Below are 16,814 nucleotides of genomic sequence, written 5' to 3' on the forward strand. Positions count from 1 at the left end.
CAGCGGCCGGCAGAGCAGGTAGGATGTACGCCTATTTTACGGGTGCCATCATCAATGAAATTCAAGGATCTTCGGGATTTCGTGCAGCAGCTTGAGCAGCGCGGAGAGTTGAAACGCATCCATGTCCCTGTCTCTCCAGTGCTGGAGATGACCGAGGTCTGTGATCGCACGCTGCGGGCCAAAGGCCCGGCGTTGCTGTTCGAGAACCCGACCGGCTACGACATCCCGGTCCTCGGCAACCTGTTCGGCACCCCCGAGCGGGTGGCCATGGGCATGGGCGCCGAAGCGGTCAGCGAGCTGCGCGAAATCGGCAAGTTGCTGGCGTTCCTCAAGGAACCCGAGCCGCCGAAGGGCTTGAAAGATGCCTGGTCCAAGCTGCCGATCTTCCGCAAGATCATCGCCATGGCGCCGAAAGTCGTCAAAGACGCGGTGTGCCAGGAAGTGGTCATTGAAGGCGACGACGTCGATCTGGCGATGCTGCCGGTGCAAACCTGCTGGCCTGGCGACGTCGGCCCGCTGATCACTTGGGGCCTGACCGTCACCAAAGGCCCGAACAAGGACCGCCAGAACCTCGGTATCTACCGTCAGCAAGTGATCGGCCGCAACAAGGTCATCATGCGCTGGCTGAGTCACCGTGGCGGCGCGCTGGATTATCGCGAGTGGTGCGAGAAGCATCCCGGCCAGCCATTCCCGGTGTCCGTGGCCCTCGGTGCCGACCCGGCGACCATCCTCGGCGCCGTGACACCGGTGCCGGACAGCCTGTCCGAATACGCTTTCGCCGGTCTGCTGCGCGGTAACCGCACCGAACTGGTGAAGTGCCGTGGCAATGATCTGCAAGTGCCGGCCACCGCCGAGATCATCCTCGAAGGCGTGATCCACCCGGGCGAAATGGCCGACGAAGGTCCGTACGGGGATCACACCGGTTATTACAACGAAGTCGACAGCTTCCCGGTGTTCACCGTCGAGCGCATTACCCACCGGATCAAACCGATCTACCACAGCACCTACACCGGCCGTCCACCGGATGAACCGGCGATTCTCGGTGTGGCGCTGAACGAAGTGTTCGTGCCGATCCTGCAGAAGCAGTTCCCGGAGATCACCGACTTCTACCTGCCGCCCGAAGGCTGCTCGTACCGCATGGCCATCGTGACCATGAAGAAGTCGTATCCCGGTCATGCCAAGCGGGTAATGCTCGGTGTCTGGTCGTTTTTGCGACAGTTCATGTACACCAAGTTCGTTATCGTCACTGACGACGATATCAACGCGCGAGACTGGAACGACGTGGTCTGGGCCATCACCACGCGCATGGACCCAAAGCGCGACACGGTGATGATCGACAACACGCCGATCGATTACCTCGACTTCGCCTCGCCGGTGTCTGGCCTGGGGTCGAAGATGGGACTCGATGCCACGCATAAATGGCCCGGCGAAACCACTCGCGAGTGGGGCCGGGTGATCGTCAAGGATGAAGCCGTGACCAAACGGATCGATGCCATCTGGAATCAGTTAGGAATAGATTGATGCGTGTAACCTTGCAGCCCTCCGGAGCAGTGCTTGAGATATTGCCCGGCGAGCGGATTCTCGATGGCGCGCGGCGGCTGGGCTATGAATGCCCGCAAAGCTGCCGCAACGGCAATTGCCACGTCTGCGCGGCGTTGCTGGTGGAAGGCCGGGTCGAACAGGCCGGTAATGTGCGTGACCACGGCGAGTTCTACACTTGCATAGCAGAGCCGCTTGAAGACTGCATCGTGCTGTGGGATGGCGTGCTCGCGCTGGGAGAACTGCCGGTGCGCAGCTTGTCGTGTCAGGTCATTGAATGCAGGGACGTTGGTGGGGATACCTTTCGGGTGCACCTGCGGGCACCGGCCGGCAAGCCACCGCGCTATCACGCCGGTCAGTATTTGATGATTGAGCGCGAGAACGGTGAAAAGTCTGCGTTCTCCCTGGCTTCGGCACCGCATGCCGGGCGCGACCTGGAAATCCATGTGCTGGCGCGCGAAAGCAGTGCGCTGAGCCTGATCGACCAGTTGCAACGCAACGCCATGGTGCGCATCGAAATGCCATTCGGCGATACCCACTTGGCCGAGTTGCCGGACGGTCCGCTGGTGTTGATCGCCGCCGGCACCGGCATGGGCCAGATCCACAGCCTGATCGAACATTGCCGCGCCACCGGCTTCAAGCATCCGGTGCATCTGTATTGGGGCGTGCGCCGCCCTGAAGACTTTTATGAAATCGAACATTGGGACGAATGGCTGAAACTGCCCAATCTGTTCCTGCATAAAGTCGTCAGCGATCAATGCGGTTGGGAAGGGCGCTGCGGCATGCTGCATGAGGCGGTGTGCGAGGATTTTGCCGATCTGAAATCGCTGCATGTCTACGCCAGTGGCTCACCGGCCATGGTCTACGGCACGCTGGATGCGTTGGTCGAGGCGGGGATGGATGCGCATCAAATGCGCGCGGACGTGTTTGCTTACGCGCCGCGATCTTGATCCTCGGTCCTGAATCGTTATAACTCCCTATATAGCCGATCGGTATTTATAGATTTATATAAATGCCGGTAGGTTATATGTCATATAGGCAATTATTTAAGAACTGTGCCATGGCACTTAAATTGCCTTAAAACTTATGTGCCTTATTGTTACAGCGGTGCGTTCTATTAAGTAATTCTTTATCCGCGGGGAGCTGAACGCTATTCGCCATGAGCGCCATTGAATCTGCTTTTCTGAACCTGGCTTACCCTCCGCGGCTCGATCTTGGGCCGCAGCTTTACGCACGAACAATTGCTCAGCTCGATGCAATCGACCATGGCGCGCCACAAGGGTGGGCCGGTCTGGCTGTTCGCTTACGGGTCGCTGATCTGGCGTCCTGAATGCCCGGCGGTGGAGCGTGTTCGCGGTCGAGTGCACGGCTATCATCGCGGTTTGTACCTGTGGTCCCACGAACATCGCGGCACGCCGGAAGTGCCGGGCCTGGTGTTTGGCCTGGATCGCGGCGGCTCTTGCAGCGGTTTTGCTTATCGCCTTCCCGAAGAACAACTCGAAGCGTCGCTTTATGCCTTGTGGCAGCGCGAAATGCCATTCCCGTCCTATCGCCCACACTGGCTCAACTGCCGTCTTGAAGACGGAAGTCAGGTTCAGGCATTGGGATTTGTGTTGGAGCGGCACCTGCCCAGCTATGCCGGCAATTTGCCGGATCACGTGCTGAGCCAGGTATTCGAAAGCGCTTGCGGACGTTACGGCACCACTCGCGATTATGTCGAGCAGACCGCCAACGCCCTGCGTAGCCACGCCATGCCAGACAAGAATCTGGAGGCGCGGCTCAAGCGTTGCAAATCAAAAGACGATCAGGCGATCGCCTCGCGGCTTTGACTGGCGACGTTCTTGTGACCCAGCGTGGGTGCCAGGAACGCCATCGCCAGCAGGCAGGCAACGACCAGCAGGATGAAGCCGCCATCCCAGCCGAAATAGTCCACGGTGTAACCCATCAGGGCGCTGGCCGCGACTGAACCACCCAGGTAACCGAACAGACCGGTAAAGCCTGCGGCGGTGCCGGCAGCCTTCTTCGGCACCAATTCCAGCGCTTGCAAGCCCACCAGCATTACCGGGCCGTAGATCAGGAAGCCGATCGCGAACAGCGAGATCATGTCGATCATCGGGTTACCCGGCGGATTCAGCCAATACACGATCGTTGCAACAGTCACCAACGCCATGAACACCATGCCGGTCAGGCCACGGTTGCCACGGAAGACTTTGTCCGACATCCAGCCGCACAGCAGCGTGCCTGGAATACCGGCCCACTCGTACAGGAAGTAAGCCCACGAGGTCTTGTCGAAATCGAAGTGCTTGACCTCCTTGAGGTAGGTCGGTGCCCAGTCCAGGATGCCGTAGCGCAACAGGTAGACGAAGACGTTGGCCAAGGCGATGAACCAGAGCATTTTGTTGCGCAGCACGTATTTGACGAAGATGTCCTTGGCGCTGAATTCGTCTTCGTGGCTGGCGTCGTAGCCTTCCGGGTAATCGTTCTTGTACTTCTCGATCGGCGGCAGGCCGGTCGATTGCGGGGTGTCGCGCATCACAATGAAGGCAAACACGGCAACCAGCAGCGCCACGGCGGCCGGTACATAGAACTTGCTGTGCCAGTCGTTGAACCAGCCCATACCGAGAATCGCCAACGGACCAATCAAGCCGCCGCCAACGTTATGCGCGGTGTTCCAGACCGATACCACGCCACCGCGTTCTTTCTGCGACCACCAGTGCACCATGGTCCGCCCGCTCGGTGGCCAGCCCATGCCTTGCGCCCAGCCGTTGATGAACAACAGGATGAACATCATGGTCACGCTGGACGTCGCCCACGGTGCGAAACCGAAAACGAACATCACCCCGGCAGACACCACCAGGCCAAAGGGCAGGAAGTAACGCGGGTTGGAACGGTCGGACACGATGCCCATCAGGAATTTGGACAGACCGTAGGCAATCGCAATCGCCGACATCGCCACACCCAGTTGACCCTTTGTATAGCCTTGGGCAATCAGGTCCGGGAACGCCAGGGTGAAGTTCTTGCGCAGCAGGTAGTAACCCGCGTAGCCAATGAAAATCCCGGCGAAGATCTGCCAGCGAAGGCGTCGGTAGGTGCTGTCTATTTTTTCTTCAGGCAATGGAGCCTGATGTGCGGCAGGACGAAAGAAAGCAAACATTCAAGAGCTCCAGATTTCTTGTTTTGACTGCGGATGCGAATGTTACAGTTTCGTTACCGAAAATAGCACCGGTTCGCATTGGCAAAACAGCGGAAATGTTGGAGATCGCGTGTTCCTTTATGAACATGTCGCTCAGGTGTAAGTGAAGGGCGGTGTGGGAAAGGTTACCAATAGGGCTTCGTGCGGCTAGCGGCTCGAAATAGCACGGCTTTTGTGGAAACGTCCTTCATATAAAGAAGAAGCGATCCAGCCAGTAGCGTCTACCGGCCAGATCGCTGCATCAGGCTTAGCGAACCTGCACCACCACTTTCCCGACCGCCTTGCGCTGCCCAAGATCATTAATCGCCTGCGCCGCATTACTCAGCGGATACACCTGCGACACCAGCGGCTTCAACTTGCCTTCGGCAAACCAGCCAAATAATTGCTGGAAGTTCGCTGCGTTGTCCTGGGGCTGGCGCTGGGCGAAAGAGCCCCAGAACACGCCGACCACCGCTGCGCCTTTGAGCAGGGCGAGGTTGACCGGGAATTCGGGGATGCGTCCGCTGGCGAAACCCACTACCAGCAGGCGGCCGTTCCAGGCGATGGCGCGCACGGCTTGGTCGAACAGGTCGCCGCCGACCGGGTCGTAGATCACGTCGGCACCCTGGCCGTCGGTCAGGCGCTTGATTTCGTCCTTGAGGCTGGTTTCGCTGTAGTTGATCAGTTCATCGGCGCCAGCGGCCTTGGCCACGGCGAGTTTTTCCGCGCTGCTGGCGGCGGCGATCACCCGGGCGCCCATGGCTTTGCCGATTTCCACGGCGGCCAGGCCGACACCGCCGGATGCGCCGAGCACCAACAGGGTTTCGCCCGGTTGCAGGTTGGCGCGTTGCTTGAGGGCGTGCATCGAGGTGCCGTAGGTCATGCTGAAGGCGGCGGCGGTGTTGAAGTCCATCGACGGCGGGATCGGCAGCACGTTGTAGCCCGGCACGGCGACCTGTTCGGCGAAGCTGCCCCAACCGGTCAGGGCCATGACCCGGTCACCGACCTTGAGGTGGCTGACCTTTTCGCCCACGGCACTGACCACACCCGCCGCTTCACCGCCCGGGGAAAACGGGAAGGGCGGTTTGAATTGGTATTTGCCCTCGATGATCAGCGTGTCCGGAAAGTTGACCCCGGCGGCGTGCACGTCCAGCAGGATTTCGTTCTTCTTTGCGACAGGACTGGCGACGTCTTCCAGCACCAGCGATTCGGCGGGGCCGAAGGCTTTGCATAGCACGGCTTTCATCAGGGCTATTCCTTTGGGAGTGATGGCCGATAAGTGTAGGTGTGTGAATCGTTGGGTCAACGAGCATGCCCGGCCCTGATAACCAGCCATAAGCTTGTGCTTGCGCGGCGGGTCGATATGCTAGGCCGCAAACCGGATAAGGAGCGAATTGTGAAAGCGTGGATCATGTTGATGCTGGCCCTGTCTCTGCCCATGGCAGCGATGGCCGAAGAAGCCGCCAAAGAAGGCGAAGCCCCGAAAGTCAGCTACCTGACCCTGAGCCCGCCATTCGTGGGTAACTATGGGTTGGACGGCACGCCGAAGCTGAAGGTGTTCAAGGCTGATGTGGCGTTGCGCGTGACCGGTGAAGAAGCGACCAAACTGGTGAAGGCCAATGAGCCGTTGATTCGCAATCAACTGGTGGCGTTGTTCACCCAGCAAACCACCGAGGCGATGAACACCGTCGAGGGCAAGGAAAAGCTGCGTCAGGAAGCGTTGAAGCAGACCCAGCAAGTGATGAATGACGAAACGGGTAAGCCGGTGGTTGAGGATTTGTTGTTTAACAACTTGATCATTCAGTAAGACTCTCGCTGTCCGGGCGGACCTCTTCGCGAGCAAGCCCGCTCCCACAGGGGAACGCATTCCAATGTGGGAGCGGGCTTGCTCGCGAAGGCATTTACCCAGTCGCTGCGAGGCTCAAGCCCTTAACGCAATCACCGCCGCCCACTGTTCGGCGGTCACCGGCATCACCGACAACCGCGACCCTTTCTGCACCAGTGGCATCTCGGCCAACGCAGTCTGCTGCTTCAGATAATCCAGCTTCAACACTCTGGAAAACGTCTCGACATGCGCGACATCAATCGCGCTCCAGGCGTTTTTCTCGGCAGTAGCCTTCGGATCGTAGTAATGACTCTCAGGCTCCAGCGCCGTCGGGTCCGGATAGGCCGCTTCAACTATTTTGCCGATCCCGGCAATCCCGGGCTCCGGGCAGCTGGAGTGATAGAAGAAGAACTCGTCACCCACCGCCATCGCCCGCAGGAAATTACGTGCCTGATAGTTGCGAACCCCGTCCCAGCGCGCTTTGCCCAGCTTCGCAAGGTCGTTGATCGAGAGCTCGTCGGGCTCGGATTTCATCAGCCAATAAGCCATGGTTTTTGCTCCTTGCGAGGTGAGTGGGCAAGTTGTCGGGCAATTTTATGACAAACCGACAGTCGGTTGACGCCAGTGTTTGCGTGTCGGTTCACGTTGTCGCAAAATGCCGGCCTTCTAAGCTTGACGCTGCTGCACGGCCTACAACGGAAACCGCTGCTGTCATCGTGTTGATGTGCCTTTGGGGGGCAATCGATGAAACGCAAACCGGATTTACTATGGATTTTGGTTATTTTGTTCGGCCTCGGCGTCGTGACCACCGGCTATGCCCAAAGCTTGTGGAGCAACAAGACGGATGCGCCGATCGAAATCGCGCAGCAACAACAGCCGTCCGCCTTCAAGCGCTGAATCTGTCTTCCGGACGCCGCTGATTCCAGTGGCGTCAGCCTGCGAAATACCACGCCTTGTCGGTCACCGTTCCTTGCAACGGCACATCCCAGCTCGCTTGAGCCAATCGTTCGACCTTCTGACATTCATGGGCCAGCCCCAACAGCGTCGGCTTGCGCCAGGTTTTGCGCCGCGCCAGATACGCCAGGCTGCGGTCGTAGAAACCACCGCCCATGCCCAGGCGCCCGCCGACATCGTCAAAACCCACCAATGGCAACAGCACCAGATCGAGCGCCCAGACTTTGCGTTGCCGGGCGACGTTGTGCCGTGGTTCGAGAATGCGGAAGCGGTTGGGTTTGAGTTTTTCGCCGGGGCGAATTCGCTGGAACACCATTTTGGTTCGCGGCCAGGCGCTGAGCACCGGCAGATAAGTCGCCTTGCCCCGGCGTTGCGCGGCACGCAGCAACACGCGCGGATCGATTTCACCGTCAGTGGGCAGATACAGAGAGATATGTTTTGCGCGGCGAAACTGTGGATGCTGGGCCAGCTGCTTATATAGCCCGCGAGCGGCCTGGCGCTGTTGACTGGGTGTCAGGGCGCGGCGGGCCTTGCGCAGCATGCGTCGAAGTTGCGGGCGGGGAAGCAGCGCAGGTTCGGTCATGAATTCAGCTTCGGCAGGACGAATACGTAAAGCGTACCCGTAAAAAAGCCGATGCCGGTATTTAAACCGGCATCGGACTGGAATCAGGCTCCCCGGATGAACCGCTGCTGACTTAGCCCTTGAACCCGAAAGTTCAAGGTGGAAGATGCAGTAGGCTTTAAGGCTTTCCGTCTAGCGGACATGCACACCAGCCCAACGTGCAGCCTCCAGGGTAGTGCGAATCGGCTCAGGGACGTGGTCAACTGGCAAGCACCCCAGGGAGTGACGCGAGTATACCCCAAGCGGTTTCGCGTTTCAGCCCTTGGTGACGTCCGGATCGGTTGCGAGCACCAGATCGACGCGATCGAGCAGGTCGCGAACCTGCTCACGGGTCGAACCGCTGGCCTGTACGTCCGGGCGTTCTTCCTTGTGCAGCAGGTCGTGGGTAATGTTCAGCGCGGCCATCACGGCGATACGGTCGGCACCGATGACTTTGCCGCTGCTGCGGATTTCGCGCATCTTGCCGTCCAGGTAACGGGCGGCACTCACCAGGTTGCTGCGCTCTTCCTGGGGGCAGATGATCGAATATTCTTTGTCGAGGATCTGCACGGTAACGCTATTGCTTGAACTCATGAGTCTTGCTCCAGGGCTTTGAGGCGCGAAATCATCGATTCGACCTTACGCCGGGCGATTTCGTTTTTTTCAATGAGGTGCGCGCGTTCCTCGCGCCAGGTTTTTTCCTGCGCTAATAGGAGTCCGTTTTGGCTCTTTAGTTGCTCGACTCGGCTAATTAGCAGCTCAAGTCTTGCCATCAGCGCTTGCAGATCGGTGTCTTCCATTGTGTCCACTGAATTTGTGTCTGATGGGGGAAAGCTGCTGGACAGCCTTTAATAGTCTTGGCGAGTCTGTCGATGTAGGATACAAGGCCTTCATTCTAGACATAGCGCCGTCTGGCGCCTAGCTGCCCATGCCCATTCAGAATTCCCCGTACCAAGCCTTCGCCTCCCTGCTGACTTCCAGCGGTCATAACGTCTCGCCTGCCGAACTGCACGGCCTGTTGCTCGGTCGCAGTTGCGCCGGTGCGGGCTTTGAAGCCGACAGCTGGCTGTCCGACGCTGGCGAGCTGCTCGAAGGCGAGCCGCAAGACAACGTTCGCAACGCCTTGATCGGCCTGCAAGAGATGGTCAAGGGCGAGCTGACCGGCGACGACATGACCGTCGTCCTGCTGCTGCCAACCGACGATGCGCCGCTGGCGGACCGCGCTGCCGCGCTGGGCCAATGGTGCCAGGGCTTCCTCGCCGGTTTCGGCCTGACTTACCGCGACAATGCGCTGAGCACTGAAGCGACCGAGGTCCTGCAGGACCTGGCCGCCATCGCCCAGGTGCAAGACGCCCTGGAAGAGTCCGACGACGGCGAAAGCGACTACATGGAAGTCATGGAGTACCTGCGCGTCGCGCCGCTGCTGCTGTTCACCGAAACCAAGAAACCTGCCGAGCCGGCTGCCGCCAAACCGTCGTTGCATTAATCGTCTGCCAGGGAAAGCCATCTGCCCATGATTCATATCCCGAAATCGGAATACAGTCGTCGCCGCAAGGCCTTGATGGCGCAGATGGAACCCAACAGCATCGCGATCCTGCCCGCCGCCGCGGTAGCCATCCGCAACCGCGACGTCGAGCACGTTTACCGTCAGGACAGCGACTTCCAGTACCTCAGCGGTTTCCCCGAGCCTCAAGCCGTCATCGTTTTGATGCCCGGCCGTGAGCACGGCGAATACCTGCTGTTTTGCCGTGAGCGCAACGCCGAGCGCGAACTGTGGGACGGCCTGCGCGCCGGCCAGGAAGGCGCGATTCGCGACTTCGGTGCCGACGACGCGTTCCCGATCACTGACATCGACGACATCCTGCCGGGCCTGATCGAAGGGCGCGACCGGGTGTATTCGGCCATGGGCAGCAACCCTGAATTCGACCGGCACTTGATGGACTGGATCAATGTGATCCGCTCTAAAGCGCACCTCGGCGCCCAGCCGCCGAACGAATTCGTTGCCCTGGATCATCTGCTGCACGACATGCGCCTGTATAAATCGGCGGCAGAAGTGAAGGTGATGCGTGAAGCCGCACGGATTTCCGCCCAGGCGCATATCCGCGCGATGCAGGCCAGCCGCGCCGGGTTGCATGAGTTCAGCCTGGAAGCCGAGCTTGATTACGAGTTCCGCAAGGGCGGGGCGAAGATGCCGGCTTATGGCTCGATCGTCGCGTCGGGGCGCAACAGCTGCATCCTGCATTACCAGCAGAATGACGCGGTGCTCAAGGACGGTGACCTGGTGCTGATCGATGCCGGTTGCGAGATCGATTGCTACGCCAGCGACATCACCCGCACCTGGCCGGTCAGCGGCAAGTATTCAGCCGAGCAGAAGGCGATCTACGAGTTGGTGCTGGCCTCGCAAGAAGCGGCGTTCGCCGAGATCGCGCCGAACAAACACTGGAATCAGGCACACGAAGCCACGGTCCGGGTGATTACCACCGGGCTGGTGAAACTGGGCCTGTTGCAGGGCGATGTCGACGAGTTGATCGCCAGCGAAGCTTATAAAGCGTTTTACATGCACCGCGCCGGCCACTGGCTGGGCATGGATGTGCACGACGTCGGCGAGTACAAGGTCGGCGGCGAATGGCGCGTGCTGGAAGTCGGCATGGCGCTGACGGTGGAGCCGGGGATCTACATCTCCCCCGACAACCCGAACGTGGCGAAGAAATGGCGCGGCATTGGCGTGCGCATTGAGGACGATGTAGTCGTGACTAAAACCGGTTGTGAAATCCTGACGAAAGGCGTGCCGAAAACGGTCGCCGAGATCGAGGCCTTGATGGCGCAAGCACGGACACAAGCGGCATGAGTCGAGTCAATCTTGCAATCATCGGTGGGGGCCTGGTCGGCGCCAGTCTGGCGTTGGCGTTGCAAGCCGGGGCCAAGGCGCGCGGCTGGAAGATCGTGCTGATCGAACCGTTCGCCCCCGGTGACACCTATCAGCCGAGCTACGACGCCCGTTCTTCGGCGCTGTCCTATGGCGCCAAGCAGATTTATCAACGGTTGGGCGTGTGGCAGGAAATCTCCCGCCGCGCCGAGCCGATCAAGCAGATTCATGTCTCCGACCGTGGGCGTTTTTCCACGGCGCGACTGTCGGCGATGGAAGAGGGCGTTCCGGCGCTGGGTTATGTGGTGGAAAACGCCTGGCTCGGCCAATGCCTCTGGCAAGGCCTGGACAAGGAAGTGGTCAGTTGGCGCTGCCCGGCGGAAGTCACCCGCATGGAACCGCTGACCGATGGCTATCGCTTGACCCTCAATGACGAAACCACGCTGGAATGCGACCTCGCGGTGCTCGCCGATGGCGGCCGTTCCGGTCTGCGCGAGCAACTGGGGATCGGCATCAAAAAGCGCCCGTACAACCAGAGCGCGCTGATCGCTAACATCACCCCGAGCGAATCCCACAACGGCATGGCGTTCGAGCGCTTCACCGATGAAGGCCCGATGGCGCTGTTGCCGCTGCCGGACAATCGCTGCGCGTTGGTCTGGACCCGTCTGGGCATGGACGCGCAACGGCTGGCGGCCCTCGACGAAAAGAGCTTCCTCAGCGAATTGCAGGGCGTGTTCGGTTATCGCCTGGGCACGTTGAAACAGGTTGGCGCGCGGCATTTGTACCCGCTGACCTTGATCGAGGCCGAAGAGCAGGTGCGTCCGCATCTGGCGATTCTCGGCAACGCCGCTCACAGCTTGCATCCGATCGCGGGGCAGGGCTTCAACCTGTCCTTGCGCGATGCCCAGGCCTTGGCCGATGCGTTGCTGGCCAGCGAAACCTCGCCCGGCGACTTTGCGACGTTGCAGGCTTATCGCGAACGCCAGCGCATGGATCAGAACCTGACCGTGGGCTTCTCCGATCAGGTCACGCGCCTGTTTGGCAGCACCCAGCCGTTGGTGTCCCTGGGCCGCAACATCGGCCTGCTCGGTCTCGACCTGTTGCCGCCGGCCAAACGCTGGTTCGCCCGGCAGGCCATGGGTTTGGGTACTCGCCCGGATGCTTAAGTGGCTGACTGCAAAATTCGGCAAGGCGCGCTTGATGCGTTGGGTCATGACGTTCTACCCGCCGTACCTCGGCGCCGGTGTCCGAGTGCGGCACATCAGCGATGACTTTCGGGACATCAAGGTGTCCATGGGCCTGGGCTGGTACAACCGCAATTACGTCGGCACCCAGTTCGGTGGCAGCCTGTATTCGATGGTCGATCCGTTCTACATGCTGATGCTGATGGAAAACCTTGGGCACCGGTACATCGTCTGGGACAAGGCCGCCGACATCGATTTCATTGCGCCGGGCAAAGGCCCGGTGTTCGCCCGTTTCAACATCGACGAGACCTTGCTCGACGAAATCCGCCGGCAGACGGCGAGTGGCGAAAAATACCTGCCGCAGTTGCAGGTCGATATTCACGACGGCGCCGGCACCTTGGTGGCGCGGGTCGAAAAAACCCTTTACGTGCGGCTCAAGCCGCAAGCGAGACAGGCTTAAAGCATGGAAATGCGCGCAGATCTGCTGATTGTCGGGGCCGGAATGGTCGGTAGCGCCCTGGCGCTGGCGTTGCAGGACAGCGGGCTGGAAGTCCTGCTGCTGGACGGCAGCCCCATGAGCGTCAAACCCTTCGACGCCCAAGCGACATTCGAGCCGCGAGTCAGCGCCTTGTCCGCCGCCAGCCAGCGCATTCTTGAGCGCCTCGGCGTGTGGGACGGCATCGCCAGCCGGCGCAGCAGCCCCTACACCGACATGCACGTCTGGGACGGCAGCGGCACCGGGCAAATCCACTTTTCGGCGGCCAGTGTGCACGCCGACGTGTTGGGCCATATCGTCGAAAACCGCGTGGTTCAGGACGCCTTGCTCGACCGTTTGCACGACTGCGACCTCGGCATGCTGGCCAATGCGCGCCTGGAGCAGATGCGCCGCTCCGGCGATGACTGGCTGCTGACCCTGGCCGATGGCCGCACCTTGCGCGCGCCGTTGGTGATCGCGGCGGATGGCGCCAACTCGGCGGTGCGACGCCTGACCGGTGTCGCGACCCGCGAATGGGACTACATGCATCACGCGATCGTGACCAGCGTGCGCAGCTTCAAACCGCATCAGATGACCGCTTGGCAGCGGTTTACCGATAACGGTCCGCTGGCGTTTCTGCCGCTGGAGCGGGACGGTCAACAGGATTGGTGTTCGATCGTCTGGTCCACCACGCCGAGTGAAGCCGAACGCCTGATGGCGCTGGATGACCAAGGTTTCTGCCGCGAGCTGGAACGAGCCTTCGAGGGGCGTTTGGGTACAGTGCTCAGCGCTGATCCGCGTGTGTGCGTGCCGCTACGTCAGCGGCATGCCAAGCGTTACGTGGCGGAAGGTCTGGCGCTGATCGGCGATGCGGCGCACACCATCCACCCGTTGGCCGGGCAGGGCGTGAACCTCGGTTTCCTGGATGCGGCGGTGTTGGCTGAAGTGTTGCTGCAAGCGGCGGAACGCGGTGAGCGCCTGGCGGATGTGAAAGTCCTCAGCCGTTACGAGCGTCGGCGCATGCCGCACAACCTGGCGCTGATGGCGGCGATGGAAGGTTTCGAGCGCCTGTTTCAGGCCGATCCGCTGCCGGTGCGCTGGTTGCGTAATGCCGGGTTGAAGATCGTCGAGCAGTTGCCGGAGGCCAAGGCGTTGTTTGTGCGTGAAGCGCTGGGGTTGACTGGGGATTTGCCGGCGCTCGCCAAGGCCTGAGATTTTCGCTGGGGCTGATGGCCTCTTCGCGGGCAAGCCTCGCTCCTACAGGGTTTAGGTGATCCGTAGGAGCGAGGCTTGCCCGCGAAGGCGTCGGAACATCCAACGCACATTCCAACCTGTGCAACATCTGGTAACTCACCCGCAAACTGTTCGATTGAGCTGGCAAATGTGAGTCCTTATCATTTGGCCTCATTTATCAATCGAGACCGCTCCCATGTTGGCACCGAAGCGTCTATTGACCGCGCTGGCCCTGACCCTGATCGGCAGCACCGCCGCCCAGGCCGCCGACGAGGTGGTGGTTTACTCTTCACGCATCGACGAGCTGATCAAGCCAGTCTTCGATGCCTACACCGCGAAAACCGGTGTGCAGGTGAAGTTCATCACCGACAAGGAAGCGCCGCTGATGCAGCGCATCAAGGCCGAGGGTGAAAACGCCACCGCCGACCTGCTGCTGACCGTTGATGCCGGCAACCTCTGGCAGGCCGAGCAGATGGGCATTCTCCAGCCGTTCACTTCCAAGACCATCGACGCGAACATTCCTTTGCAATATCGCGCCGCGTCCCACGCCTGGACCGGCCTGAGCCTGCGTGCGCGGACCATCGCCTATTCCACTGACCGCGTGAAACCCGGTGAACTGACCACCTACGAAGGTCTGGCCGACAAGCAATGGGAAGGCCGCCTGTGCCTGCGCACGGCGAAGAAGGTCTACAACCAGTCGCTGACCGCCACCATGATCGAAGTCCACGGCGCCGATAAGACCGAGAAGATCCTCAAGGGTTGGGTGAGCAACCTGTCCACCGACGTGTTCTCCGATGACATCGCGGTGCTGGAAGCGATCAACGCTGGCCAGTGCGACGTCGGTATCGTCAACACCTATTACTACGGCCGCCTGCACAAGCAGAAACCGGACCTGGCAGTGAAGCTGTTCTGGCCGAACCAGGGCGACCGTGGCGTGCACGTCAATCTGTCGGGTATCGGCCTGACCAAACATGCGCCGCACCCGGAAGCGGCCAAGGCACTGGTGGAGTGGATGACCACGCCGGAAGCGCAGAAGATCTTCGCCGATGTGAACCAGGAATTCCCGGCCAACCCGGCGGTACAGCCATCGGCTGAAGTAGCGAGCTGGGGCAAGTTTGTTGCGGATACCTTGCCGGTGGAAATTGCTGGCAAGCGTCAGGCCGAAGCGATTCGCATGATGGATCGCGCTGGCTGGAACTGAAGATCAAAAGATCGCAGCCTCGTTTCACTCGACAGCTCCTACATTGGGATCGCGTACCCCTGTAGGAGCTGTCGAGTGAAACGAGGCTGCGATCTTTTTGCGGTGTACATACACTTCTGCTGATTCACCCCTGAGAGCTTTTCCTTGGCCCACCCCGCCCAACGCCGCTGGTACCCCCTGGTCTTCGCCATCGCCGCGTTGGTCCTGCTGCCCCTGAGCGTGCTGTTCTTCTGCTGGCAAACCATCGATCAACAAATCTGGTCCCACCTTTGGGACACGCAGATGCCACGGCTGTTGGGCAACACCCTGACCCTGGTGCTCGGCGTCGGTGTCGGCGTGACGCTGTTGGGCGTGAGCCTGGCCTGGCTCACCAGCCTTTGCGAATTCCCCGGTCGGCGCTGGCTGGACTGGGCGTTGATGCTGCCGTTCGCGATTCCCGCCTACGTGCTGGCGTTCGTCTTCGTCGGCCTGTTGGATTTCGCGGGCCCCGTGCAAACCCTGATGCGCGATTGGTTCGGTACTGGGCTGCGATTGCCGCGCGTGCGTTCCACCGGTGGCGTGATCCTCGTGCTGGTGCTGGTGTTCTACCCCTACGTTTACCTGTTGGCGCGCACCGCGTTCCTCGCTCAGGGCAAAGGCCTGATGGAAGCCGCCCGAGTCCTCGGACAATCGCCATGGCAAGCGTTCTGGCGTGTCGCATTGCCCATGGCACGTCCGGCTATCGGTGCCGGTGTGGCGTTGGCTCTGATGGAAACCCTGGCGGATTTCGGCGCGGTGTCGGTGTTCAACTTCGACACCTTCACCACCGCGATCTACAAAACCTGGTACGGCTTCTTCAGCCTCTCGACCGCCGCGCAACTGGCCAGCCTGTTGTTGCTGGTGGTGATGGTCGTGTTGTACGGCGAGCGCCGCGCCCGGGGCGCCAATCGAGCGAGCAACGAGCGACCACGGGTCAAGGCGCTGTATCACCTGCGCGGCATCAAGGCGTTGGCGGCGATGAGTTGGTGCGGGCTGGTGTTCGCCTGCGCCTTCGTGATTCCGATGCTGCAACTGCTCGTTTGGTTTTGGCAGCGCGGACGCTTCGATCTGGATGAGCGTTACGCCGGACTGATCGTCCACACCCTGTACCTCGGCGGTATGGCCGCGCTGATCACCGTCAGCGTCGCCTTGCTGCTGGCGTTTGCCCGACGCCTGGCGCCGACCCGGGCGATTCGTTCCGGCGTCAGCCTGGCCAATCTCGGCTACGCCTTGCCCGGCTCGGTGTTGGCGGTGTCGATCATGCTGGCGTTCAGTTATCTGGATCGCGAATTGGTGATCCCGCTGTCGGGCTGGCTCGGCGGCGGGGGCAAGCCGTTGCTATTGGGCAGCCTGTCGGCGCTGATATTGGCCTATCTGGTGCGTTTCATTGCGGTGGCTTATGGGCCGCTGGAAAGCAGTCTGGCGCGAATACGGCCTTCTTTGCCCGAAGCGGCACGTAGCCTTGGGGTCAGTGGGCCACGACTGTTTTTCAAAGTGTATCTGCCGCTTTTGCTGCCCGGCACTTTGAGCGCGGCGTTGCTGGTGTTCGTCGATGTGCTCAAGGAAATGCCCGCGACCTTGCTGATGCGCCCGTTTGGCTGGGACACGCTGGCAGTTCGCATCTTTGAAATGACCAGCGAAGGAGAGTGGGCGAGGGCATCGTTGCCGGCGCTGACCCTGGTTTTGGTCGGACTGTTACCGGTCATCGGATTGATTCGACGTTCGGCGCATCGAAACGCCTAGGTG

Annotated in this window: 17 protein-coding genes, 1 other RNA gene and 1 pseudogene; 12 read left to right on the forward strand and 7 right to left on the reverse strand. The window is 60.6% G+C overall.

Translation table 11 applies throughout. The features are described 5' to 3' along the window. The first annotated feature begins 54 nt into the window (after positions 1-54). The 3 genes and pseudogenes from ubiD (at position 55) to NK667_RS28785 (ending at position 3,368) form a co-directional block, all read left to right on the forward strand. Positions 55-1,521, forward strand: coding sequence for a 4-hydroxy-3-polyprenylbenzoate decarboxylase (gene ubiD, locus NK667_RS28775; RefSeq protein WP_054044650.1), 1,467 nt, complete (start codon positions 55-57; stop codon positions 1,519-1,521). Further along, positions 1,521-2,489, forward strand: coding sequence for a CDP-6-deoxy-delta-3,4-glucoseen reductase (locus NK667_RS28780; RefSeq protein WP_054044648.1), 969 nt, complete (start codon positions 1,521-1,523; stop codon positions 2,487-2,489). Before ubiD ends, NK667_RS28780 begins: the two co-directional genes overlap by 1 nt. Positions 2,490-2,698: 209 nt before the next feature. After that, positions 2,699-3,368, forward strand: a pseudogene (locus NK667_RS28785) (gamma-glutamylcyclotransferase). On the opposite strand, the gene glpT reads toward NK667_RS28785, so the two are convergent. Continuing rightward, positions 3,344-4,693 carry a glycerol-3-phosphate transporter gene (gene glpT, locus NK667_RS28790; RefSeq protein WP_054044644.1) on the reverse strand — a complete coding sequence of 450 codons (1,350 nt, stop codon included), beginning with the start codon at positions 4,691-4,693 and terminating at the stop codon, positions 3,344-3,346. The pseudogene NK667_RS28785 and the gene glpT overlap by 25 nt on opposite strands. Positions 4,694-4,979: 286 nt before the next feature. Next, entirely contained in the window at positions 4,980-5,957 is a 978-nt protein-coding gene (locus NK667_RS28795; protein ID WP_054044635.1) for an NADPH:quinone oxidoreductase family protein, read from the reverse strand. A gap of 150 nt (positions 5,958-6,107) precedes the next feature. On the opposite strand from NK667_RS28795, the gene NK667_RS28800 reads away from it, so the two are divergent. Then, positions 6,108-6,518, forward strand: coding sequence for a flagellar basal body-associated protein FliL (locus NK667_RS28800; RefSeq protein WP_054044634.1), 411 nt, complete (start codon positions 6,108-6,110; stop codon positions 6,516-6,518). Positions 6,519-6,632: 114 nt separating this feature from the next. On the opposite strand, the gene NK667_RS28805 is transcribed toward NK667_RS28800, so the two are convergent. Next, positions 6,633-7,085 carry an EVE domain-containing protein gene (locus NK667_RS28805; RefSeq protein ID WP_054617001.1) on the reverse strand — a complete coding sequence of 151 codons (453 nt, stop codon included), beginning with the start codon at positions 7,083-7,085 and terminating at the stop codon, positions 6,633-6,635. Between the two features lie 195 nt (positions 7,086-7,280). Here NK667_RS28805 and NK667_RS28810 point away from each other — a divergent pair, with 195 nt between their 5' ends. Continuing rightward, positions 7,281-7,433 (forward strand): hypothetical protein, encoded by a 153-nt coding sequence (locus NK667_RS28810; protein ID WP_008024268.1) that lies wholly within the window; start codon positions 7,281-7,283, stop codon positions 7,431-7,433. Positions 7,434-7,467: 34 nt separating this feature from the next. Here NK667_RS28810 and NK667_RS28815 read toward each other — a convergent pair whose 3' ends face one another. From NK667_RS28815 to NK667_RS28830, 4 genes are all read right to left on the reverse strand, one after another. Further along, positions 7,468-8,073 carry a 5-formyltetrahydrofolate cyclo-ligase gene (locus tag NK667_RS28815; RefSeq protein ID WP_054617000.1) on the reverse strand — a complete coding sequence of 202 codons (606 nt, stop codon included), beginning with the start codon at positions 8,071-8,073 and terminating at the stop codon, positions 7,468-7,470. A gap of 85 nt (positions 8,074-8,158) precedes the next feature. After that, positions 8,159-8,337, reverse strand: a non-coding RNA gene (ssrS, locus tag NK667_RS28820) — 6S RNA. 30 nt (positions 8,338-8,367) lie between these two features. Beyond that, a complete protein-coding gene (locus NK667_RS28825) occupies positions 8,368-8,685 on the reverse strand; it encodes a cell division protein ZapA (protein ID WP_007942435.1) in 318 nt (105 codons plus the stop codon). Continuing rightward, positions 8,682-8,891, reverse strand: coding sequence for a TIGR02449 family protein (locus NK667_RS28830; RefSeq protein ID WP_007942437.1), 210 nt, complete (start codon positions 8,889-8,891; stop codon positions 8,682-8,684). The genes NK667_RS28825 and NK667_RS28830 overlap by 4 nt, the downstream gene beginning before the upstream one ends. A 128-nt stretch (positions 8,892-9,019) precedes the next feature. On the opposite strand from NK667_RS28830, the gene NK667_RS28835 reads away from it, so the two are divergent. The 7 genes from NK667_RS28835 to NK667_RS28865 all read left to right on the forward strand — a co-directional run bounded on the left by NK667_RS28835 (position 9,020) and on the right by NK667_RS28865 (position 16,811). Then, positions 9,020-9,577, forward strand: coding sequence for a YecA/YgfB family protein (locus tag NK667_RS28835; RefSeq protein WP_054044628.1), 558 nt, complete (start codon positions 9,020-9,022; stop codon positions 9,575-9,577). 27 nt (positions 9,578-9,604) lie between these two features. After that, on the forward strand, positions 9,605-10,939 hold the full coding sequence (gene pepP, locus NK667_RS28840) for a Xaa-Pro aminopeptidase (RefSeq protein WP_054616999.1): 1,335 nt from the start codon (positions 9,605-9,607) through the stop codon (positions 10,937-10,939). Beyond that, positions 10,936-12,123 (forward strand): 2-octaprenyl-6-methoxyphenyl hydroxylase, encoded by a 1,188-nt coding sequence (ubiH, locus tag NK667_RS28845; protein WP_054616998.1) that lies wholly within the window; start codon positions 10,936-10,938, stop codon positions 12,121-12,123. Before pepP ends, ubiH begins: the two co-directional genes overlap by 4 nt. After that, positions 12,116-12,601, forward strand: a complete 486-nt coding sequence (locus tag NK667_RS28850; protein WP_054616997.1) for a DUF4442 domain-containing protein — start codon at positions 12,116-12,118, stop codon at positions 12,599-12,601. The genes ubiH and NK667_RS28850 overlap by 8 nt, the downstream gene beginning before the upstream one ends. Before the next feature lie 9 nt (positions 12,602-12,610). Then, positions 12,611-13,828: a 2-octaprenyl-3-methyl-6-methoxy-1,4-benzoquinol hydroxylase gene (locus tag NK667_RS28855; RefSeq protein WP_254744646.1), complete on the forward strand. Its 1,218-nt coding sequence runs from the start codon at positions 12,611-12,613 to the stop codon at positions 13,826-13,828. Between the two features lie 217 nt (positions 13,829-14,045). After that, on the forward strand, positions 14,046-15,050 hold the full coding sequence (locus NK667_RS28860; protein ID WP_054044618.1) for an extracellular solute-binding protein: 1,005 nt from the start codon (positions 14,046-14,048) through the stop codon (positions 15,048-15,050). Positions 15,051-15,194: 144 nt separating this feature from the next. Then, entirely contained in the window at positions 15,195-16,811 is a 1,617-nt protein-coding gene (locus NK667_RS28865) for an ABC transporter permease (protein ID WP_054616995.1), read from the forward strand. Positions 16,812-16,814 lie beyond the last annotated feature (3 nt).

The organism is Pseudomonas nunensis (assembly GCF_024296925.1).
In the GTDB taxonomy this organism is placed as follows: domain Bacteria; phylum Pseudomonadota; class Gammaproteobacteria; order Pseudomonadales; family Pseudomonadaceae; genus Aquipseudomonas; species Aquipseudomonas nunensis.

Bases quoted from the DNA above. Each gene is read 5' to 3' on its own strand.
- ubiD (WP_054044650.1), top strand. From the start codon at position 55: ATGAAATTCAAGGATCTTCGGGATTTCGTGCAGCAGCTTGAGCAGCGC.
- NK667_RS28780 (WP_054044648.1), top strand. From the start codon at position 1,521: ATGCGTGTAACCTTGCAGCCCTCCGGAGCAGTGCTTGAGATATTGCCC.
- glpT (WP_054044644.1), bottom strand. From the start codon at position 4,693: ATGTTTGCTTTCTTTCGTCCTGCCGCACATCAGGCTCCATTGCCTGAA.
- NK667_RS28795 (WP_054044635.1), bottom strand. From the start codon at position 5,957: ATGAAAGCCGTGCTATGCAAAGCCTTCGGCCCCGCCGAATCGCTGGTG.
- NK667_RS28805 (WP_054617001.1), bottom strand. From the start codon at position 7,085: ATGGCTTATTGGCTGATGAAATCCGAGCCCGACGAGCTCTCGATCAAC.
- NK667_RS28810 (WP_008024268.1), top strand. From the start codon at position 7,281: ATGAAACGCAAACCGGATTTACTATGGATTTTGGTTATTTTGTTCGGC.
- NK667_RS28815 (WP_054617000.1), bottom strand. From the start codon at position 8,073: ATGACCGAACCTGCGCTGCTTCCCCGCCCGCAACTTCGACGCATGCTG.
- NK667_RS28825 (WP_007942435.1), bottom strand. From the start codon at position 8,685: ATGAGTTCAAGCAATAGCGTTACCGTGCAGATCCTCGACAAAGAATAT.
- NK667_RS28830 (WP_007942437.1), bottom strand. From the start codon at position 8,891: ATGGAAGACACCGATCTGCAAGCGCTGATGGCAAGACTTGAGCTGCTA.
- NK667_RS28835 (WP_054044628.1), top strand. From the start codon at position 9,020: ATGCCCATTCAGAATTCCCCGTACCAAGCCTTCGCCTCCCTGCTGACT.
- pepP (WP_054616999.1), top strand. From the start codon at position 9,605: ATGATTCATATCCCGAAATCGGAATACAGTCGTCGCCGCAAGGCCTTG.
- ubiH (WP_054616998.1), top strand. From the start codon at position 10,936: ATGAGTCGAGTCAATCTTGCAATCATCGGTGGGGGCCTGGTCGGCGCC.
- NK667_RS28850 (WP_054616997.1), top strand. From the start codon at position 12,116: ATGCTTAAGTGGCTGACTGCAAAATTCGGCAAGGCGCGCTTGATGCGT.
- NK667_RS28855 (WP_254744646.1), top strand. From the start codon at position 12,611: ATGCGCGCAGATCTGCTGATTGTCGGGGCCGGAATGGTCGGTAGCGCC.
- NK667_RS28860 (WP_054044618.1), top strand. From the start codon at position 14,046: ATGTTGGCACCGAAGCGTCTATTGACCGCGCTGGCCCTGACCCTGATC.